The sequence below is a fragment of the Cohnella sp. GCM10020058 genome (genome assembly GCF_042683485.1).
Classification (GTDB): domain Bacteria; phylum Bacillota; class Bacilli; order Paenibacillales; family Paenibacillaceae; genus Cohnella.
Genome location: NZ_JBHUJV010000009.1, coordinates 775,192 through 793,716, shown reverse-complemented (window position 1 = coordinate 793,716; position 18,525 = coordinate 775,192). Strand labels below are relative to the sequence as shown.

At 54.7% G+C, this 18,525-nt stretch carries 12 protein-coding genes; 2 read left to right on the top strand and 10 right to left on the bottom strand.

What is annotated here, in order from left to right; all coding sequences use genetic code 11:
• Position 1: 1 nt before the first annotated feature.
• The 6 genes from ACFSR7_RS18775 to ACFSR7_RS18750 all read right to left on the bottom strand — a co-directional run bounded on the left by ACFSR7_RS18775 (position 2) and on the right by ACFSR7_RS18750 (position 5,918).
• Positions 2–763 carry a class II aldolase/adducin family protein gene (locus ACFSR7_RS18775; RefSeq protein WP_378164169.1) on the bottom strand — a complete coding sequence of 254 codons (762 nt, stop codon included), beginning with the start codon at positions 761–763 and terminating at the stop codon, positions 2–4.
• Between the two features lie 33 nt (positions 764–796).
• Positions 797–2,137: an LLM class flavin-dependent oxidoreductase gene (locus tag ACFSR7_RS18770; protein WP_378164167.1), complete on the bottom strand. Its 1,341-nt coding sequence runs from the start codon at positions 2,135–2,137 to the stop codon at positions 797–799.
• A gap of 94 nt (positions 2,138–2,231) precedes the next feature.
• Positions 2,232–3,317, bottom strand: a complete 1,086-nt coding sequence (locus ACFSR7_RS18765; RefSeq protein WP_378164165.1) for an ABC transporter substrate-binding protein — start codon at positions 3,315–3,317, stop codon at positions 2,232–2,234.
• 106 nt (positions 3,318–3,423) lie between these two features.
• On the bottom strand, positions 3,424–4,260 hold the full coding sequence (locus ACFSR7_RS18760; protein ID WP_378164163.1) for an ABC transporter permease: 837 nt from the start codon (positions 4,258–4,260) through the stop codon (positions 3,424–3,426).
• A 16-nt stretch (positions 4,261–4,276) separates the two neighbouring features.
• Positions 4,277–5,119 carry an ABC transporter permease gene (locus ACFSR7_RS18755; RefSeq protein ID WP_378164161.1) on the bottom strand — a complete coding sequence of 281 codons (843 nt, stop codon included), beginning with the start codon at positions 5,117–5,119 and terminating at the stop codon, positions 4,277–4,279.
• A 19-nt stretch (positions 5,120–5,138) separates the two neighbouring features.
• The gene (locus tag ACFSR7_RS18750) at positions 5,139–5,918 is read right to left on the bottom strand and encodes an ABC transporter ATP-binding protein (RefSeq protein ID WP_378164643.1); all 780 of its coding nucleotides are present in this window, start codon (positions 5,916–5,918) and stop codon (positions 5,139–5,141) included.
• Positions 5,919–6,339: 421 nt separating this feature from the next.
• Between ACFSR7_RS18750 and ACFSR7_RS18745 the strand changes: the two genes are divergently transcribed.
• Together ACFSR7_RS18745 and fumC are read left to right on the top strand one after the other, a co-directional pair.
• Positions 6,340–7,317: an aldo/keto reductase gene (locus tag ACFSR7_RS18745; protein WP_378164159.1), complete on the top strand. Its 978-nt coding sequence runs from the start codon at positions 6,340–6,342 to the stop codon at positions 7,315–7,317.
• Positions 7,318–7,747: 430 nt separating this feature from the next.
• Positions 7,748–9,139 (top strand): class II fumarate hydratase, encoded by a 1,392-nt coding sequence (fumC, locus tag ACFSR7_RS18740; RefSeq protein ID WP_378164157.1) that lies wholly within the window; start codon positions 7,748–7,750, stop codon positions 9,137–9,139.
• A 254-nt stretch (positions 9,140–9,393) separates the two neighbouring features.
• Here the strand turns inward: fumC and ACFSR7_RS18735 are convergent, their stop codons facing one another.
• The 4 genes from ACFSR7_RS18735 to ACFSR7_RS18720 form a co-directional block, all read right to left on the bottom strand.
• Entirely contained in the window at positions 9,394–9,738 is a 345-nt protein-coding gene (locus tag ACFSR7_RS18735) for a hypothetical protein (protein WP_378164155.1), read from the bottom strand.
• Positions 9,739–9,748: 10 nt separating this feature from the next.
• Positions 9,749–15,511 carry a polymorphic toxin-type HINT domain-containing protein gene (locus tag ACFSR7_RS18730; protein WP_378164153.1) on the bottom strand — a complete coding sequence of 1,921 codons (5,763 nt, stop codon included), beginning with the start codon at positions 15,509–15,511 and terminating at the stop codon, positions 9,749–9,751.
• 17 nt (positions 15,512–15,528) lie between these two features.
• Positions 15,529–17,904 (bottom strand): S8 family serine peptidase, encoded by a 2,376-nt coding sequence (locus ACFSR7_RS18725; protein WP_378164151.1) that lies wholly within the window; start codon positions 17,902–17,904, stop codon positions 15,529–15,531.
• A gap of 54 nt (positions 17,905–17,958) precedes the next feature.
• The coding region (locus tag ACFSR7_RS18720) for a hypothetical protein (RefSeq protein WP_378164149.1) at positions 17,959–18,525 on the bottom strand (567 nt) is incomplete at its 5' end.

The window sequence follows — 18,525 nt, the reverse complement described above, 5'->3', positions numbered from 1 at the left end:
CTTAATCCAGCAGGTCCGGCTGCTCTCTCACGATCGCCTGGTAGTAAGGCTGGAAGTTGAGCCAGCCGAACTGCTCGCCCGTGCGGTCCGCGATCGCCTGGGCGTGCTTGTCGCCGATCAGCGTCGGCTCGCCGGCGGCTTGGGCCAGCAGCTGGGCCTGGCTCGCCTTTTCAAAGGAAACGAACCAGTACGCGGCTTCGTCGACCGTCTTGCCCAGCGACAGAATGCCGTGGTTTTTGAGCAGCACCGCCTTGTTGTTGCCGACCGCCTGCGCCAGGTTGTCCCCTTCGCCGCGCTCGAAGCTGTCGTAGATCGAATGGCTATTATAGAAGACCGCGGCCTCCGCCGTCAGCGGATCGAGCAGCCGGCCGAAGGTGGACCAGGTGCGCCCGTAGATCGAATGCGTATGCGCGGCCGATACGAGATGCGGGTTGTCGCGCAGAATCGGCAGATGAAGCTGGATGCCGCCCGGATGGACCAGGCCGCGTCCCTCGACGATTTTCCCCTCGAAGTTCATGAGCACGAGATCGCTCGCCTTAATGAGGCCGAAGCTGAGTCCGAACGGATTGGTCCAGTAATGGTCGGTCTTGATGGGATCTCGGGCGGAGATATGGCCCATGACGCCCTCTTCGAAGCCCAGCTTGGCGAATACGCGGAAGGCGGCGGCCAGCCGCTCCTTACGGTGCTGCCTTTCGTCCTCGGGATTCGCGAACTGCGGCTGCTGATTAATGGTTAACGGATCGATGAACGGATCGATTGCCATGGCGGTTCCTCCTGTTCTCTTTGAAATAAAGCGTTATTGAACGACCGCCTGACGCCTCTCCAGCGCATGCCGGTTCTCCGGGAACGAGATGCCGAGATTGCCTCGCAGCGTGTCCGACTCATATTCGGTGCGGAACAGCCCGCGGGCCTGCAGCAGCGGCACCACCTGGTCGACGAAGTTTCGCAGGTTCGCGTGCGAGCCGCCCAGGATGAAGCCGTCGACCGCGCGTTCTTCGAAGAAGCGGGCGATCTTGTCGGCGACGTATTCGGGCGTGCCGACGAAGTCGCCGCGCGGGTTGGTCGCCCGCAGCGCGAGCTGGCGGAGGGTCAGATTCTCCTCCTTGGCGATCCGCAGGTAATATTCCGCCGTCGAGCGGAAGCTGTCCTTGCCGATGTCGCCGAGTTCGGGCAGCGGTTCGTCCAGCGGGAATTGCGAGAAGTCAAAGAAGCTGAAGTAACGGCTGAGATACTTGACGGCATAAGCAGGATCGATGAAGCGGTTGCCCTCCTCGTAGAGGCGGTCCGCTTCCTCCTGGGTCGCGGCGACGATGGGTTGGATCGACGGGAACAGCAGGAGCTCGTCGGGATTGCGGCCGTACGCGACCGCCCGGTCCTTGATATCCTTGTACTGCGCCTGCGCCTTGGCCAGGTTGCCGGATTCCTCGAAGCTCGAGAACACCGCGTCGGCGTAGCGCGCCGCCAGGTCCCTGCCCGTCTCGGAAGCGCCGGCCTGGAAAATGACCGGATGCCCTTGCTTCGAACGCTCCAGATTCAGCGGGCCCTGCACCTTGAAGAACTCGCCGACGTGGTTCAGCGTGTGCAGCTTGTCGAGGTCGACGTATTCGCCCGTCTCCTTGTCGCGCGGGAACGCGTCGTCCTCCCAGGAATTCCACAGCCCTTTGACCACTTCGATAAATTCGGCCGCGATGCGGTACCGGAGCGCGTGATCGTGCAGCTTGTCGTGGCCGTGGTTGCGGGCGACGCCCTCGAGCGCGGAGGTGACGGCGTTCCAGCCCGCCCGGCCGTCGCTGATGATATCGAGCGAGGCGAGCTGGCGTGCCGTCGTGAACGGCTCGCTGTAAGAGGTGGTAAAGGTGCCTACGAGCCCGAGATGCTTGGTGACCGCCGATACGGCCGCCAGCGCGGTCATCGGCTCGAGCCGGCTGAGGAACGGAATGGTGGAGTCCTTGGTGATATAAGCGGAGTCCGCGATAAAGCCGAAGTCGAACTTGCCGGCCTCGCCGATGCGCGCGTATTCCTGGTAAGCCTCGATGCTGACCGCGCCGTCGGCGCGCACGTCCGGCTCCCGCCAGTGTCCGCCGCCGCCCTGCAGGAAAATGCCGAACCGGATTTGTCTTTTGCCGCCGTTAGCCATGGCTGTATTCCTCCTCGAATGAATCGTTAATTGCCTAAAACTTTAATGGCATCCTTAAGTGACTTAAGTATCGCGGAATAAGCGACGTCTTCGGTTAACGCACGATCCACTCGTCGATGTTGAAGTCCTTCTTGGCCAGCTTCTCCGCGACCAGGAAGTCCTTGGACGCCTTGATGCGGCCGATGCCGGCTTCGGAAAGCGCCTCGGCGGGCAGCGACTCGATCGGCTGGATTTCCTTCAGCACGTCGACCGGGGTGCCGGTCTGATCGGACAGCCATTGGTAATACTCGTCCGGCTTGGCCTTGAGGTCGTCATAGGATTTCTTGAGCGCTGCCGTCCAGACAGCCTGGAAGCCAGGGAACTTGCCAAGATAGTCCTCGGTCGCATAGACGACGCTGACGCTGAGCAGGCTCGGGATTTCCTTCGACTGCGCGAGCAGCGGGTTGCCCTGCTGCAGCAGCTTGTAGGCGGAATAGTAGGAACTCGTAATCGCATAGGCGTCGATCTCGCCGCGGAGCAGCGCCGCCTCGGTATCCGGGATGCTGTTGATGTTGATGACCTTCACGTCTTTATCGAGCTTCTTTTCAGCCAGGTAGCCGACGAGGAAGCGGTACATCAGGGAGCCTTTGACGACGGCCACGGTCTTGCCCTTCAGCTCGTCGACGGTTTGCGCGCCGTCCTTGCGGCCGACGAGAATCGTGTTAACTTCGGTATTGGTAAAGTTGACGAGACGCGTCTTGGCGCCGGACGAACGGGCGAGCAGCGCCGGCGTGTCGCCCGAGCTGCCGACGTCGACGCGGCCGCCGATGACCGATTCGTTCAGGTCGGGTCCGGTCTGGAACGGCACGAGCTTGACGTCCGTGACGCCGTACTTCTTCAGCTCCTCCTGGATAATGCCGGTGTGGAAGCCCCATCCTTCGACCCCGGCCGGTTCCTTCGTGCCGACGAAGCCGTAGGTCAGCGAGGTCGTGTCGGCCGTCGCCGGAGCGGCGGATGCGGAAGCCGATGCGGAGGCCGAAGCGGCGGCGGAAGACGCGGCCGAGCCGGAAGAAGCGCTGGCTGCGGCGTTGCCTTCGTTTTTGGCGCCGCAAGCCTGCAGCAGCAGCGTCGTCAGCAGCAGGGCGCCGAGTCCCAGGCGGCCTGCCGGATTTTTGATGAACGAAAGACGATTGTTAAACATGCGAAATACCCCTCTCAAATGGTTGAAGCCGGAATGGTGGTCTTGCGAATAATGACTTAGCGCTGTCGTTCGATGGCCACGTGCAGCCAAGTTCGGCCAGGTGCGGTCAATTGCCGCCGAAGCTGTCCCGCCAGCGGAGCAGCCTGCGCTCGATCGTCACGACGAGCGCGTCGATTAGCTTGCCGATGACGGCGAAGACGATGACGCCGACGAAGATGACCTCGGGCTGCGAGTTCGTCTGTGCGTGGCTCATCAGGAAGCCGATGCCGGTCTGCGAGCCAAGCAGCTCCGCGACGACCAGGGCCAGCCAGCCGTAAGCGATCGACAGCCGCAGTCCGGACAGGATGCCCGGCACGGAGGCTGGCAGGATCAGGCGGGCGAGCCGCTTGCCTCTCCCGAAGGACAGCACGCGCGCGACCTCGACCAGCTTGTTGTCCACGCTGCGTATGCTTTCAACCGTGCTCATGTAAAGCGGGAAAAAGGCGCCGAAGGCGATGATAACGATCTTGGACGTCTCGCCGAAGCCGAACCACAAGATAATGAGCGGCGCCGTCGCCAGGCTCGGCGTGAGACGCAGCAGCTGCATCGACGGATCGAGAATCTTGCGGACCGTCCGGGAAAAGCCGACCAGCGCGCCGAGCAGCAGCGCCGCGCCGGCGCCGTACAGCACGCCGATCGAGGCGCGAAGGATGCTGTAGCCGAGCTGCTTGGGCAGTTCGCCGGACACGGTCAGCCTGCCGAACGCTTCCGCGATGGCTGCAGGCGAAGGCAGCAGCAGCGGGTTGATGCGGCCTGCGGCCCCGAACCATTGCCACACGACCAGAATGACGGCAGGCAGCAGCGCGGCCATCGCAAAGTGAATCCACACGCGGCTCCTGCCGTTCGCGACGCGCTTGTTCGGACCCGCCACGCCGGCGCGCACCGCTTGCGCTTGCTGACTCATTTATATCCCCCTTCTCTCATCCGTCATGGACGTCGCGCCAGGCCAGCAGTCGGCGCTCCGCGAACAGCACGACGGAATCGGTTATTTTGCCGAACAAGGTGAACAGTGCGATTCCGACGAAGACGGTCGGCGTATCGCTCATCGCCCTCGCGTCCATCATCAGGAAGCCGAGTCCTGAGCTGGCGCCCATCATCTCCGCGACGACCAGGCTCACCCAGGCGATCGCGAGCGACAGCCGGATGCCGAGGATAATGCCCGGCACGGTCGCCGGCAGCACCAGCCGGACGATCTGTTTGAAGCGGCTGTAGCCGAGTACCCGCGCCACTTCGAACAGCTTGTTGTCCGTATTGCGGATGCCGAGAAACGTATAGATGTACAACGGGAAAAAGCAGCCTTTGGCGATCAGCAGCACCTTGGACGTGTCGCCGATGCCGAACCACAGCACGAACAAGAAGGTGACCGAGATATGCGGGATCATACGCACCATCTGGACCGTCGGATCCAGCAGCCGTTCGACGCTCCGCGACAGTCCGACGAACAGGCCGAGCAGCAACCCGAGCCCGGCGCCGAGGCCGAAGCCGGCGAATGTCCGGTACAGGCTGACGCCGAGATTTTCAAACAGGACGCCCGAGTTCCACAGCCATACGAACGATTCGGCAATGACCCGTGGCGTCGGGAAAAGCAGCGGAGAAATCAGCTCCCTGTCCCCCAGCCACTGCCAGACGAGGAGCACGGCCACGGGGAGTGCCGCACCCCAAGCGAAGTCGGCCCATTTTTTCCGGTAGCTTCCCGTTTTTCCTGGCGATCGTCTGCGCTTCGCGGACGCTGCCGCAGGCAGATCGGCTCGATCGACGCTCATGAATAGCCAGCCTCCTTCCTCATATGCCCGCCCCCGACTCGCCCCAGGACAGCTCCTCGATGCGTTCGAACTCGCTCAGCACCTTGTATCGCAGCTCCTGGAAGGCGGTGCTGGACTTTTTGCGCGGATACGGCAGTTCGACTTTGATCCGTCCGCGAATCTCGCCGGGCCTCGGCTTCAAAATAACGATCTGGCTGCCGAGGAATACGGCCTCGTCGATATCGTGCGTGACGAAGATCATCGTCGTGCCGTTGCGCTTCCAGATGTCGAGCAGCACCTCCTGCATATGCGCTCTCGTGAAGGCGTCCAGGGCGCCGAAGGGTTCGTCGAGCAGCAAAATCTTCGGATTGCGCAGCAGGGCTCTCGCGATTGACACGCGCTGCGCCATACCGCCCGACAGTTCCTTCGGATAGGCTTTTTCGAACCCTTGAAGCTTCACCAGCTCGATGAGCTCGTCGACCTTGCGCCGCACGCCCGCATCCCGCAGCGACAGGTCCGCGGCGATGTTCTTCTCCACCGTCAGCCAGGGGAACAGGCGCGGCTCCTGAAAGATAAAGCCCTTGTCGATGCCGGGACCGGCGATCGGCTGCCCCTCCAATTGAACGCTGCCCTGAAAACTCGTATCGAGTCCCGCGACGATCCGCAGCAGCGTGCTCTTGCCGCAACCGCTCGGCCCGATGACGGTGACGAAGTCCCCCTCTCTGACATCCAGCTCGATATGGTGGAGTGCCTGCACGAATTTGTTGTCCGTTCTGAAGCGCTTGTTCAGATCCTTGATCGCAAGCAGCGTAGCTCCGATGATAACCACTCCTTTTCTACCAGCTCGGCCTTTCGTCGATGGATGAAAAAAGAGACACCTCCAAACAGGCGCGATTCATGATCGCCCCGATGCTTGGGGATGCCTCCGACGGTTCGGTCAGCATGCTCGTTAAAAGCGTCGCTTTTTCGAATTCGACATTAAACCAAGTAATCCAGTAGGTTTTACTTAAAATTCTTGAGTGTACTTTATCACCGTGCTTTAGGATTGTCAATTCATTTTTGAATGAGAAAAAAGCTTATATTTACGGGGGTTACGGTACTTTTAGAGAGTAGCCACAGAAAATCCGCATTGCCGTTCGCGATTGCATATTCCTAGTTACCAAGTATGATTTTGAGTTTTATTTTCCGCGCGAATCCGTTATGATGCGGTGAGAAAGACAAGCCAAAGGAGGAATCCAAGGATGGAATACAAGAGACTCGGACGCACCGGCCTGCAAGTATCCCGCCTGTGCCTGGGATGCATGAGCTATGGCGATTCCGGACGCGGGACGCACCCGTGGACGCTGGACGAGGAGCGGAGCCGCCCCTTTATCCGGAAGGCGTTGGAGCTGGGCATCAACTTCTTCGACACCGCCAACGTGTATTCCGACGGCACAAGCGAAGAGATCGTGGGGAGGGCGCTCAAGGACTTCGCGCGACGCGACGAGGTCGTGATCGCGACCAAGGCGCACGGGCGCATGCGGCCGGGACCGAACGGCGCGGGGCTGTCGCGAAAGGCGATCCTGGGCGAAATCGACAACAGCCTGCGCAGGCTCGGCACCGACTACGTGGACCTGTACCAGATCCACCGCTGGGACCCGCATACGCCGATCGAGGAAACGATGGAAGCGCTGCACGACGTCGTCAAGGCGGGTAAAGCGCGCTACATCGGCGCTTCGTCCATGTATGCATGGCAGTTCCTGCAGGCGCAGCATGCGGCGGAGCGCGAGGGCTGGACGAAGTTCGTCAGCATGCAAAACCATCTGAACCTGTTATACCGCGAGGAGGAGCGCGAGATGCTGCCGTTGTGCGAAGCGCTGGGCGTAGGCGTCATTCCGTGGAGCCCCTTGGCCAGGGGACGACTGACGCGCGACTGGGACGAGCCGAGCGAGCGGTCCGAATCGGACGCCTTCGGCAAGACGCTCTACCGCTCGGCGGTCGAAGCGGACCGGGCGGTCGTGGCGCGCGTCGCGGAGATCGCGGCGGCGCGGGGCGTGCCGCGCGCGCAAGTCGCCCTGGCCTGGGTGGCGCAGAAGTCCGTCGTGACCGCGCCGATCGTCGGCGCCACGAAGCCGCATCACTTGGAAGATGCGGTCGCGGCGCTGTCGCTTACGCTGACGGCGGAAGAGATCGCGGCGCTCGAGGAGCCGTATGTACCGCATCAGGTGCAGGGGTTCTGAATTGATTCGGCAGTAGGCTGCGATAGCGCGTGCCTAGCAAAAAGCGGGGGCGCGCCGTCGCTGATCGGTGGCGGGGCTGCCGACTGTGGACGTACGTGCATACCTTTTTCCGAAACCCACGCCGACGACGCCCATGACACTAACCGCAACAACCGCAACAACCGTTTAGGCGTTCTGCCCGAACGGTCGTTGCGGTTTTCTCGCCTTGTCGCCGCGTTACGAACGATTCCATGGGCATCTGCGCCGACGATTTCATTTGGAACCGCGATGCCAAACTATTATAATGGAAGACGTGATGTCAAAAACGGCTCTCGGTCCGCATCGGCGTACGGGGCCGCTTTTATCGAAAGACGGTTCGGTCCAAGGAGCGGAGGTACATTCCGCCTGGGCGGATCGCATAATTTAAAAAGGCGTAGGAGGAGAATCAGCAATGGAATTCCGGATTGAACGCGATACGATGGGCGAGATTCAGGTGCCTTCTACTGCGATGTGGGGCGCGCAAACCGAGCGCAGCCGCCAGCACTTCAAGATCGGCACGGAGCGGATGCCCAAGGAACTGATCACGGCTTTTGCCCAACTGAAGAAGGCGGCCGCACAGGTCAACCACAAGCTGGGCAAGCTCGACGCCGACAAGAAGGACGCGATCGCAACCGCGGCCGACGAGATCGTCGCCGGCGAATGGGATGCCGAATTCCCGCTCGTCGTCTGGCAGACAGGCAGCGGCACGCAGTCCAACATGAACGTCAACGAAGTTATCGCTCGGCGCGCCAATCAGTTGCTTGAAGCGAAGGGCTCGGACAAGCGCGTTCACCCGAACGACGACGTGAACAAGTCGCAAAGCTCTAACGACACATTCCCTACGGCCATGCACGTCGCAAGCGTCGTTGCGGTTGACGAAGTTCTCCTCCCGGCGCTTGGCGAACTCAAAGAGACGCTGAAGGCCAAGTCCGAAGCGTTCATGGATATCGTCAAAATCGGCCGTACCCACCTGCAGGACGCGACGCCGATCACGCTCGGCCAAGAGATCAGCGGCTGGCACGCCATGCTGGAAAAAACCGAGCAAATGATCCGTAGCAGCGCGCAGACGCTGAAGGAGCTGGCGATCGGCGGCACGGCGGTCGGCACCGGCATCAACGCGCATCCGGCGTTCGGCGACGGCGTCGCGCAAGCGCTGAGCGAAGCGACCGGCGGCAAAGGCTTCGTTAGCGCACCGAACAAGTTCCACGCGCTGACCAGCCACGACCAATCCGTCTTCGCCCACGGCGCGCTGAAGGCGCTCGCGGCCGATCTGATGAAGATCGCCAACGACGTGCGCTGGCTCGCGAGCGGTCCCCGCAGCGGCATCGGCGAGATCACGATCCCCGAGAACGAGCCGGGCAGCTCCATCATGCCGGGCAAGGTCAACCCGACTCAGGCCGAAGCGATCACGATGATCGCCTGCCAGGTCATGGGCAACGACGCGACGATCGGCTTCGCGGCTTCCCAAGGCAACTTCGAGCTGAACGTGTTCAAACCGGTCATCCTGAACGCGTTCCTCCAGTCGGTCCGCCTGCTCGCGGACGGCATGCGCTCCTTCAACGAGCACTGCGCCGTCGGCATCGAGCCGAACCGCGAGGTACTGAGCCGCAACCTGGAGCAATCGCTCATGCTCGTCACGGCGCTCAATCCATACATCGGCTACGAGAACGCCGCCAAGATCGCCAAGCTGGCGCACAAGGAAGGCCTCACGCTCCGCGAAGCCGCCCTCAAGACCGGCCTGCTGACGGACGAGCAGTTCACCGAGTACGTGAAGCCGGAAGATATGATTCACCCGAAGGAATAGGCTGGAGGAGCCACTCTCGGCCGACTAGGTGAACTTGTGACCCGCATGACGGATACTTTAAAAGTGTCCTCTTGCGGGTCATTCTGTTTTAATTCACTACGGATAAGTAACAAATGAAAATGGAAAGTTGCATAAAGCACCATGTCATAGAATGTATTTTAATTTTATGTATTCAAATGTATGAGATGTGACGTAGCCATCCATCACTAAAAAAAAAGACCTTGAAGAAGGATATCCTCAAGGTCAAACTATTGCTAATAAGTTAGCTGTTCCTGCCCATCAATAACAAGCAAATCATCATATATTTCGCCCGATGGTATTCTAAAAAACAATTCGTATCTACCAATCTCCTTACAATCGTAGACAATTGGTACTAATGCAATAATATGCGAGTATTGCTGTTCTTTCCAATCGATAATCGCATAAACTTTCTTTAGTTCTAAATCTATTTTCTCAGGACAGTACTCACCAAAGTACTGTTTTGCGTCATCAATAAAGTCATTTAAATAGTTATTGATACACCTTTTACAATAACTAACTGCTAATATTTCTAGATCAATGGCTTTCGCCCAATCGGTTATACTTTCCTTAACGAGCATAGTTCCTCCTTCAATATTTTATCCGCTTATGGTTTGCCATTACAGTATACAGAACTTGATTTTGTTTTTCATCCCAATTCCCCAGCAGTCTCCAATCTCCTTCCGGACCACCAACTAACTTAACCTCATATTTGTAATATGTGTTGCCAAAAAGTACTCCCTTGCCGTTATGAGAACTACCAACAAATTTGACTCCGTTTTCCCCTTGACTTCTAACAATCCCTTTATTCATCGCTTCAACGAATCTCTCTCTGCCTTTTTCTCCAAACTTGTCTCGGAGGTCTCTATACAATGAGTGTTTTATCCCACCTTTAAGACACTCAGAATTATGCACCCAAATCCCAAGATCACTAACAAAGTACGTATGGAACTCATCCACTGTCATGTTGTAAACCGTGACATGCTTCTGTTCCAATTCAATACTGTCTATCTTGAGTGTATGCCCATCACTTTGGACAAGCAAGTCGCCAGCTTGGAGATCCTTAACAAACGTCCACCCTTTACCATCTACATAAAACGGATGATTAAAAGTCGATTCGATCGTCTGTGCGCCAACTTGGATGTTGTAAATTTCATCCGTTTCATGGTTAAACGTTGCCGTGACTTCTTTATACGCTACTTCGCCAGTCGCTTCATCCTTCGAGAGAACCCTATCTCCGACTTGAATGTCTTCGATATTTTTCTCACCTTCGTCTGTTTGAACCTTCGTTCCCGCAACAAAACAATTACAAGCCCCCAACACTTTATCCGCCAGCTTACGATTGCTTGCCGAATTTTCAACGGCACGTTCGACAACCTTGCCTTCTTTATTTACCAGCTTAACAACTAGCTTTCCGCCCTTGATTACCTTACCTACAGGTATGAAGCTGGCCGCAGCTAATGCTTTATCGAAGGTGGATGCATTAGGATCGAGTATGGTCCGAATATCGTCAACGACCAAGAAATTCGCTACCGCTACTACGCCTTTCTTGATTAATCTCCAGCCATCTCCAACCCATTTATAAACGTTACCGGACGGATCGACGTAGATAAGCGGATTGTTAGCCGCATACGTATACTGGTTCAGCGTCAACGGGTTGTTCAGCTGTCCTTCAACTGAATCCTCGTTCATAAAACGACCTACGCTCGGGTCGTACCAACGCGCACGCAGATATTGCAGTTTGGTTGTCGAATCCCAATATTCGCCTGCATACAGGAAAGGATTCGCCACCTGCGCGTTAAGCTGCGTTGGCTTGCCCCACAGATCGTACGTGTAGCTGTTAACGATGTGGCCCGTAGCATCAGTCATATATTCCGTATCGCCATGACCATTGGTCATGTAATAGGATTTGATGCCGCTGCCGTTTGTCTGATAGCTCAGTCCGACTCCTCGTGCATAGCTTGCGATCTTGGTAACCGATCCGTTGGCATTCACTTTGCCTTCAGCGATAATCTCGTTGTTGACGTCATAGTAGTAGCGGGTTCTCTCACCGTTTTCCGTGCGTTCAACCATTAATCCGTCGCCGTTGTAACGATAGGTCACGCCTGCTTCTTCATCGTTCGTCGCGGCAGTCAGTTGGTTAAATGCATCGTACTGGTAGCCGAGCAACGGGTTATCGCCGAGATCGTCCGGCAAAGCGTCGGTCTGCAGCGTGCTCCGATTGCCGCGCGAATCATAGGTGTAGACTTCATTGTTCTGGCTGGAAGTCTTAACCCGATTCAATGCATCGTACGCATAGCTTTGTACCGCACCGTTTTTCGAGACGGTCTCGATATTATTGTTAGCATCATAGCTATAGCGATACTGAACAGGAGACAAATTGGCGCCTGAATAGTTCAATGCAGTCAGCACTAAGCCGCTATAGAAATAATTAGCAGTTACGCCATTGCCCTGAACGATCGACTTCAGGGAACCATTAGAATAGTATCCGTATTCACTGTCTACACCGTCATTAATAAGCTTCAGGCGGTTGCTCGTATCGTATTTGTAGGAAACGACATCACCAAACGGACCTGTAAGCTTCTTAACGTTGCCGCGGCTATCATGCTCATAAGTCAATACTTTTTGGTCAGGATAGGTTACCTGATCGTTAAGACGACTATAGGGATCGTAAGTGTAAATGGTGGTCCCGATCGTATCGGCCATCGTTTTGCGCAAGCCGTCATCCGTATAGGTGAATTGCGTCGTATTTTGACCGTCAGACTGCGTCAGCAGCTGGTTCCGGAAGTTAAACGTCGAATTGAACACTTTCCCGGACTCATCCGTGTAGGCCAGTACATTGCTATTACCGTCATACACGAACTTCTCTTCAGTGCCATCGCTCTTAGTCGACTTTAAGACGCGCCCGAGGGTGTCGTACGTCTTGGTCGTCGTCGTCTGATCTGGATACTGGATGCTTTCAAGAGAGCCCACAAGGTTATACCGATAAGAGGTAACCTCATTCAAGGGATTGGTCACGCTCGTTAAACGTCCGAGACCGTCATAGCCATACTGGGTCGTCTGCGTTTTGGCATCTTTGTAGGTCAACATATGACCGGAATAATCGTAGGTCATATTTTCAGTGTTAACCACCGTCGGTTTTGCCGGCACTTCGGTACTAATATTGGTCGTTTGCGTTTTGACCGTATTCCCCATTACATCCAACGTATTACTGACCAGGTTGCCCAGGCCGTCCCCAGTGGTTTGGATAAGGTTGACTACGTCGGTCTGGGTGTACGACTGGCTGTTGTCCGGAGCAGGGGATGTTTCGGCCACCTTTGTACCGGAAGGCAGCAGTTGATAGTCGTATTTAGTTAAATTGCCTTCGGCATCCTCGACACTCTTAATTCTGCCATATGCATCATAGATATTCTTTTGCTTAGCCATGTATACGCCGTTGCTGTAGATGCCCTGCTGCGTCATGCGGCCCAGCGGATCGAACCGGCTTTCAATTTTTGCGCTAGCCTCGTTCGTTTGCGTTACGACGTTGGTACTGTCGTTATATTGGATCTGGACCGATTTGAGCTCGGGATTCGTAATTTTTTTAATACGGCCTAGCTTATCGTATTCGTAGTCCGTCCCCTTCTGATTGCCGTCGACAAATCGAGTCATCTGGCCAGTCGCTCGATTGTACTCCGCTTGCGTTGTGACAGTAAACGCCGTTGAATTGACATCCTTACCGTCAATTTGCTGACGCGTCAAATAAGCGTTGTTGTACGTGCCGCTGTACTCCAGGATAACGATGTTTTCCTTGCTCAGATCCTGGGCATCTTTTTTAGTCACGATTCGCGTCACATTGCCGTAGCTGTCATAATCGTAATCCGACATCTGAAGCAGTGCGCCTGAGGCGTTGTTTTCAGTAACCTTAACAACATCCGGATCGTTCTTCGCCGTTTTGGTCACTACGGTATACAAGCTCTTGTTGGCCGCAGTAGGCTGAAGGATCGTCTGAACGAGATGCGTACCTGGGAAGTACGTGTACTGCGTCGTTATATTCTGCTCATTGGTCTGCGACGTTACGTTGCCGCTATTGTCGTAGACTTGGCTTGTTGTTACAGTCCGCGTCGCTCCCGACTGCGTGTTCTTGAACACGGTGGTGGAGCTGTTCGGCATCGTCAGCTTCCGCGTGCGGTCGTATACCTGACTCGTCGTCGTATCCAAGCCGCCTTGAGATTGTTTAATTTGCGTCGTGTAATAGACTTCAGGATTCGAATCGTCTATGAAATCTTTATCATACGTATAGGTTGTCTGGCCAAGGATTGTGTCGACGACACTGGAGAATGTCATATCGTTTCCATAAGAACTTTGAATATCGCCGGTATACGTAAAATTGACTCGATTGTTAGGCACAAAGGTAGGCGCCTGCGTATCCGGATTAACCGTTACAATATGGTCTTCTCTGGACTGAACCCTGTACGCTTGATTAACGGCTGTCGTGGATAGATATCGTGTAACAGGCGTGGACTCGTACGTATAATGCGTTTCTGCGCCCGTCGGATAATAAACCGTCTTCAAGAGCGCATAACCATTCGCAATGCCGCCTGCAACATTATTATTGATCACGTTATAGCGCGTATCTGTCGCCTGCTTGTACTCGTAGCGGGTAACCCGGTTCATCGGATCCGTCACGCGATCAAGCAGTTCGATCGTACTGCCGTTGTTTTGTATAGAAGCTTTCGTCAGTTTGACTGTCCGATCGCCGTAAGTTAGCGTGACTTCGGCAGTCGTGTACTGAATCTGAATCTTATTGTTCAGCGGATCGGTGATGCTCGTCAGCAAATTCTGACCGTAAGTCGCGCTGTAGGTGTAACCGAAGTCTATATAGTTATCGTAGGCGTCGGTCATTTTAATGATTTGACCTTCGGCGTTAAAGTACTGCTTGATCCCCGATAGATTGCTTACTACATACGAATAGGATTGGGAAGCTTGGTTGACCGTAACTGTGCCATTTTGCGCAGCAAACGAGATATCGTCAAACGGATATCCCTTCAACTGTGTCCCGTTGACTTCATAAGAACCGCCGCTAAGATGGACGAATTTCCCTTCTTTTACATAAGGAACATCCCAGCTCCAGCCTTTCCCCAGCGGGGAATGCAAGTCAGAATACGTCTTGCCGGCCGAATTGTAAGCATGCCAATTTCCTGCAGCTTCTTGCGCAACGAAAGTCGAGGAAGCTCCGCTATCTACATAATAACGATTAAAGGTATATTGTGTTGCATCCGTACCTTCAGGATCGTCTTCTAAATAAGCGGTGCTGCCGACATACGGCGCAAGTTCCGTTTGTTTGGCTTGGTTGGCAGCCGCTTCCGTTTCGTACTTGTCGTACAGAAGGTTGTTGGCGTGGCTCGTGCCGATCAACTCTTCCCCTGCTTGAATAACGCTTGCGCTGCCCAAAACGAAATAGTATTTGTCGCGCTTTTTTACGTTATTCGTGCAAGCAGAATAATCCCCTACATAGGACGGTTGCGTAGTTTGCAAAGAACTTGCGAGGCTAAGTGCTTCATTGTATTTAGCAGACTTCGCGGTAAGCGCCCAATAGTCTGTGCTGATCCATTCGTTCACAAGCACGCTGCCGGTACAGTCGGTGTAATCCCGAGTATGCGTCATTTGGAACATCGGCGTAAAAAGAAGCCGATACTGTTTTACCGTTGCATTGAACATAACGTCGTACAAAATCTTATCATTGTAATAGGATTGGCTGATTTCAAAATATTGCGAGTCGGAGGTACTATAGTTGCGAGTCAAAGAAAAGGATAGACCATTTCGTCCCGGCAGCACGAAATCCGTATTCGTCGTGGACAGGCTGCCGTCCAGAGGGGAGATCGACTCCTGATCGTTGCTGACGGCAAAAGGAGCGTTGTCCAGCTTCAAGTTAAGGTTTTTAAGCGTAACGTCGCTGACCGGATTAGCGGGAGCCGTTGAGGACGCTGCCATCATGGTATTCTTCGGATTTTCAAGAATATTCTTGCCGACTTCCGTCTCAATCTCGCTCTTGTCCTTGGATCGATTCAGGTTAAGCTTCCGCGCTTTTCCCAATGCCGTCGTAAGCGACAGCGTTTCGGATTTTTGACGAGCCAGAGCGCCGCTTACTTCGTCCGAAGTATAACCTTGATTCAGCAGCGACTGAATATCATCTTCGGTTTTTCCGAATTTGCCGGCAATCTCGGTGCGTTTATCGTTAAGCTTTTTCGCTTTAGCCTTTTCCGTCTGCACGGTATCGCCTGTCTTTGCCAGGCTTGTGCCCGCCGGCCAAGAGGTCGCGAGAAGCGACCCGATGACCAAGCTTGCCAGTATTTTTGAAAATGTGCTTTTCATTTTTTAATTCCCCCGTACTATGATAAAGGATATGCCGTATAGGTTTTGCCGTTCATTGGGAAGGTAAAATAGGTCGGAAGGGTTCCCTTGCCATCCGTATTAATAGAGATCTGCGTAGTCAACGAGTTGTTAGCTGTGACCTGCAGCGTATACGGGGTTCCGGCAGTTAATCCCGCAAATGTATAGTTGGTATTGGAAGTGTCAAAGGATTGGCTACCTGTCGGTTTAATGATTTTGATCGTATATAGGTACGCGCCGGGAACTGCATTCCATGTCGCCTTAATGCTGTTGGACGTTACAAACGAAGCAGTAAAGCCGGTCGGTCCTGCTGCTTTGGCCGTCCATGCATTGGTGGCGAGGGAAGTTGCACCTGAGTTTGAGTCATATGGATCAACCGCCTTGACCTGAACGGAATAAAGCGTGTCCGGGTTCAGACCACTAACTGTTGTCCCTGTAGTGCTGACAGTCGTATTTAAATTCCCGTTAATCAAAACTTTATAGCTGGAGACGCCGCTTACCGCATTCCAGGATACATAGAAGGAGTTCGCAGTAGCGCTCGATACCGTTGGAGCGTTAGGTGCGACTAGCGGATCCAATGTCGACGTATTTACTAAATTGGAAGTCGACTCCGAACCGGTGACGGCTCCGGAGACCGCTTTAATATAAAATGAATATGCGGTTCCTGCGGAAAGTCCGCTTGATGTATAGCTCGTGCTCGAGACCGTATCGATCAGCGTGTTGTTTCTAAACACCTTATATGACGAGACACCGCCAATCGCGCCCCAGGAAAGGGAAATGCTCGATCTAGTTCGGGTCCCCAATGAAAGCGAAGGAGCTTCTGGGTCCAGTGTGAAATTTTCAATTATTTGTTTGGTTCCGCCGGTGTAATAAAAAGTATATTTCACACTATACGTACCGAGCGGCCATGAACTGGTTGATGAGCAGCTTAGGGCTGGCGAAGGAGCTGCATTCCCGGTTTTATATGTTGTCGTATACGTATTGGAGCATCTGCGCACGGAAGTCGGATCATCCACGCCTACATCTAACTTGGTAAATTGGGTCACGCCCGTTGGATAAGACGGCGTGGTTGTAGATATACTGATCGAACTTCCTCTAGTTGCGCTAGCAATGCTAACTTCTCCGGCTCCAGGCGTTTCCGGCGTGGTCGAATCGTTAGAATCGACTTGAAAAGCAGGGATTGCAGAATCGATCACGCCTGCTGCTTTTGCCAGATTAACAAGTCCATGGCCATACTCATGCGAAGAACCAAGCGGAGTAGCCGTCGTATATAACATATCCATGATGGCGGCTGCGCTCATGGACCGGTGTTTGGACCAGAGCGAAGCAGCAGCAGCGGTAACATGCGGAACCGCCATCGATGTACCGGACCGGGAACTGTAGTTCCCGTCGTTAGAGGTGCTGTAAATATCCACTCCGGGCGCAACCAAATCCAGTTGGCTGCCCGTACTCGACAAATTTGCGCGTAAATTCGCTTGTGTCGTTGCCCCTACGGATACCACTTCACCGAAGAGCGCCGGGTACATCTCCGTTTCCGTCCCACTCCCGCGATTGCCTGCCGCAGCTACAAGAAGGATTCCTGCTTCGCTGGCTTCTCGTACAGCCTGATGAAGGGCTTCTGAATTCTCGGCGCCGGTAAAGCTCATGGATATAATATCCATATGGTTTTCGATCGCCCATTCAATACCTTGAATAACTTGAGCGTACGTCCCCGTCCCGTCTGCCTTAAGAACCTTAACGGCGTACACGGAAGCTTGAGGAGCAATGCCTACGATACCAGCCTTATTATCCTTGGCCTCAATCGTACCGGCCACATGCGTCCCGTGTCCATTATCGTCTGCGTATCCAACCGATCCCTCTACAAAGTTAATGCCGCCTGCAATACTAAGGTCGGAATGCGCGGAGACGCCGGTATCCAACACCGCAATTTTAATGCCGCTGCCTTTAAATTCCGAATCTTCCACCAAGTTAGCACCAATCGCTACATTCCCCCACGATAGCGAATCGGTTACCGCAGCATCAGCGCTCGTCTCGCCCTCTGAAACGTCAATGTTTTGAATCGAAACCTGGCTATTCGGTTCAATGAATGCAACATTAGAGTCCGCGCGGAGTTGCGCCAGCTCGGCTTGGTCCAGATCGACAATGATCGTATTTTGCTTCTTTAAAGATTTCTTTTGCTGATGTTTGACTTTTCGTGTATTCAAGATGGTCTGCGGCTTCACGTTTTGCTTGAAACTAATCATGTATTCTTTTGTAGCATTGCCTGCCGTTTGGCTTGCCGCCCCAACCAAAGGTTGGGGAAGCGCAAGCCAAAGCAATGAAGCAGCCGCTACTATACTTATTGCGGATCGAATTGGTCTGAACGAAACCTTCATATTACTTCCTCCGTGATTACATAATTTAATAGGTTGGTGCCGCAGGCCGGCATTTTACAGAACATATTCCAAACGCATGTCGTCCACGTCTATCGTTCCTGCGCCATTGTTGGCGTTGGCTAGCACCGCTATGCGAACTGTCGCTCTCGTCGTTCCTGCAGGAATCATTCCCTGCAGATCGATATCGCCGTAGCCATTGGTCAGCGCGTTGTAGTCCGTATGGTTCTCACCCAGCATCTGATAGTTATCATCGTAGAAACGGATGAATACTTGACCCAAGCCTTGATTAAGTGCCTCGATATTCAGCTTGCCGCTCAGCTTGTAGCCACGGCCCGCCGTTACCAGCGCTCCCTGCTGCACGGCTGCATCATTCCATTGCGATAGTCCGCTGGCCGTGATGCGCACCGCGCGGCTTCCCGCTGTTACCGGCGTGCTAATCGTGCTGAACGTGCCTGTCGCACCGCTCGGCAGACTCGTTTCCCAGCCTACCGGCTTCGTCCCGTTCACATTCTCGAAGCTCGCGTTGTCTAACAGGTTGTTGTCCGTCGTGTAGACCAGGCTCAGCTTGTCCGCGTAGATCGTGCCCGATCCGTTTGTATCGTTGGCCACGAGGTACAGCTT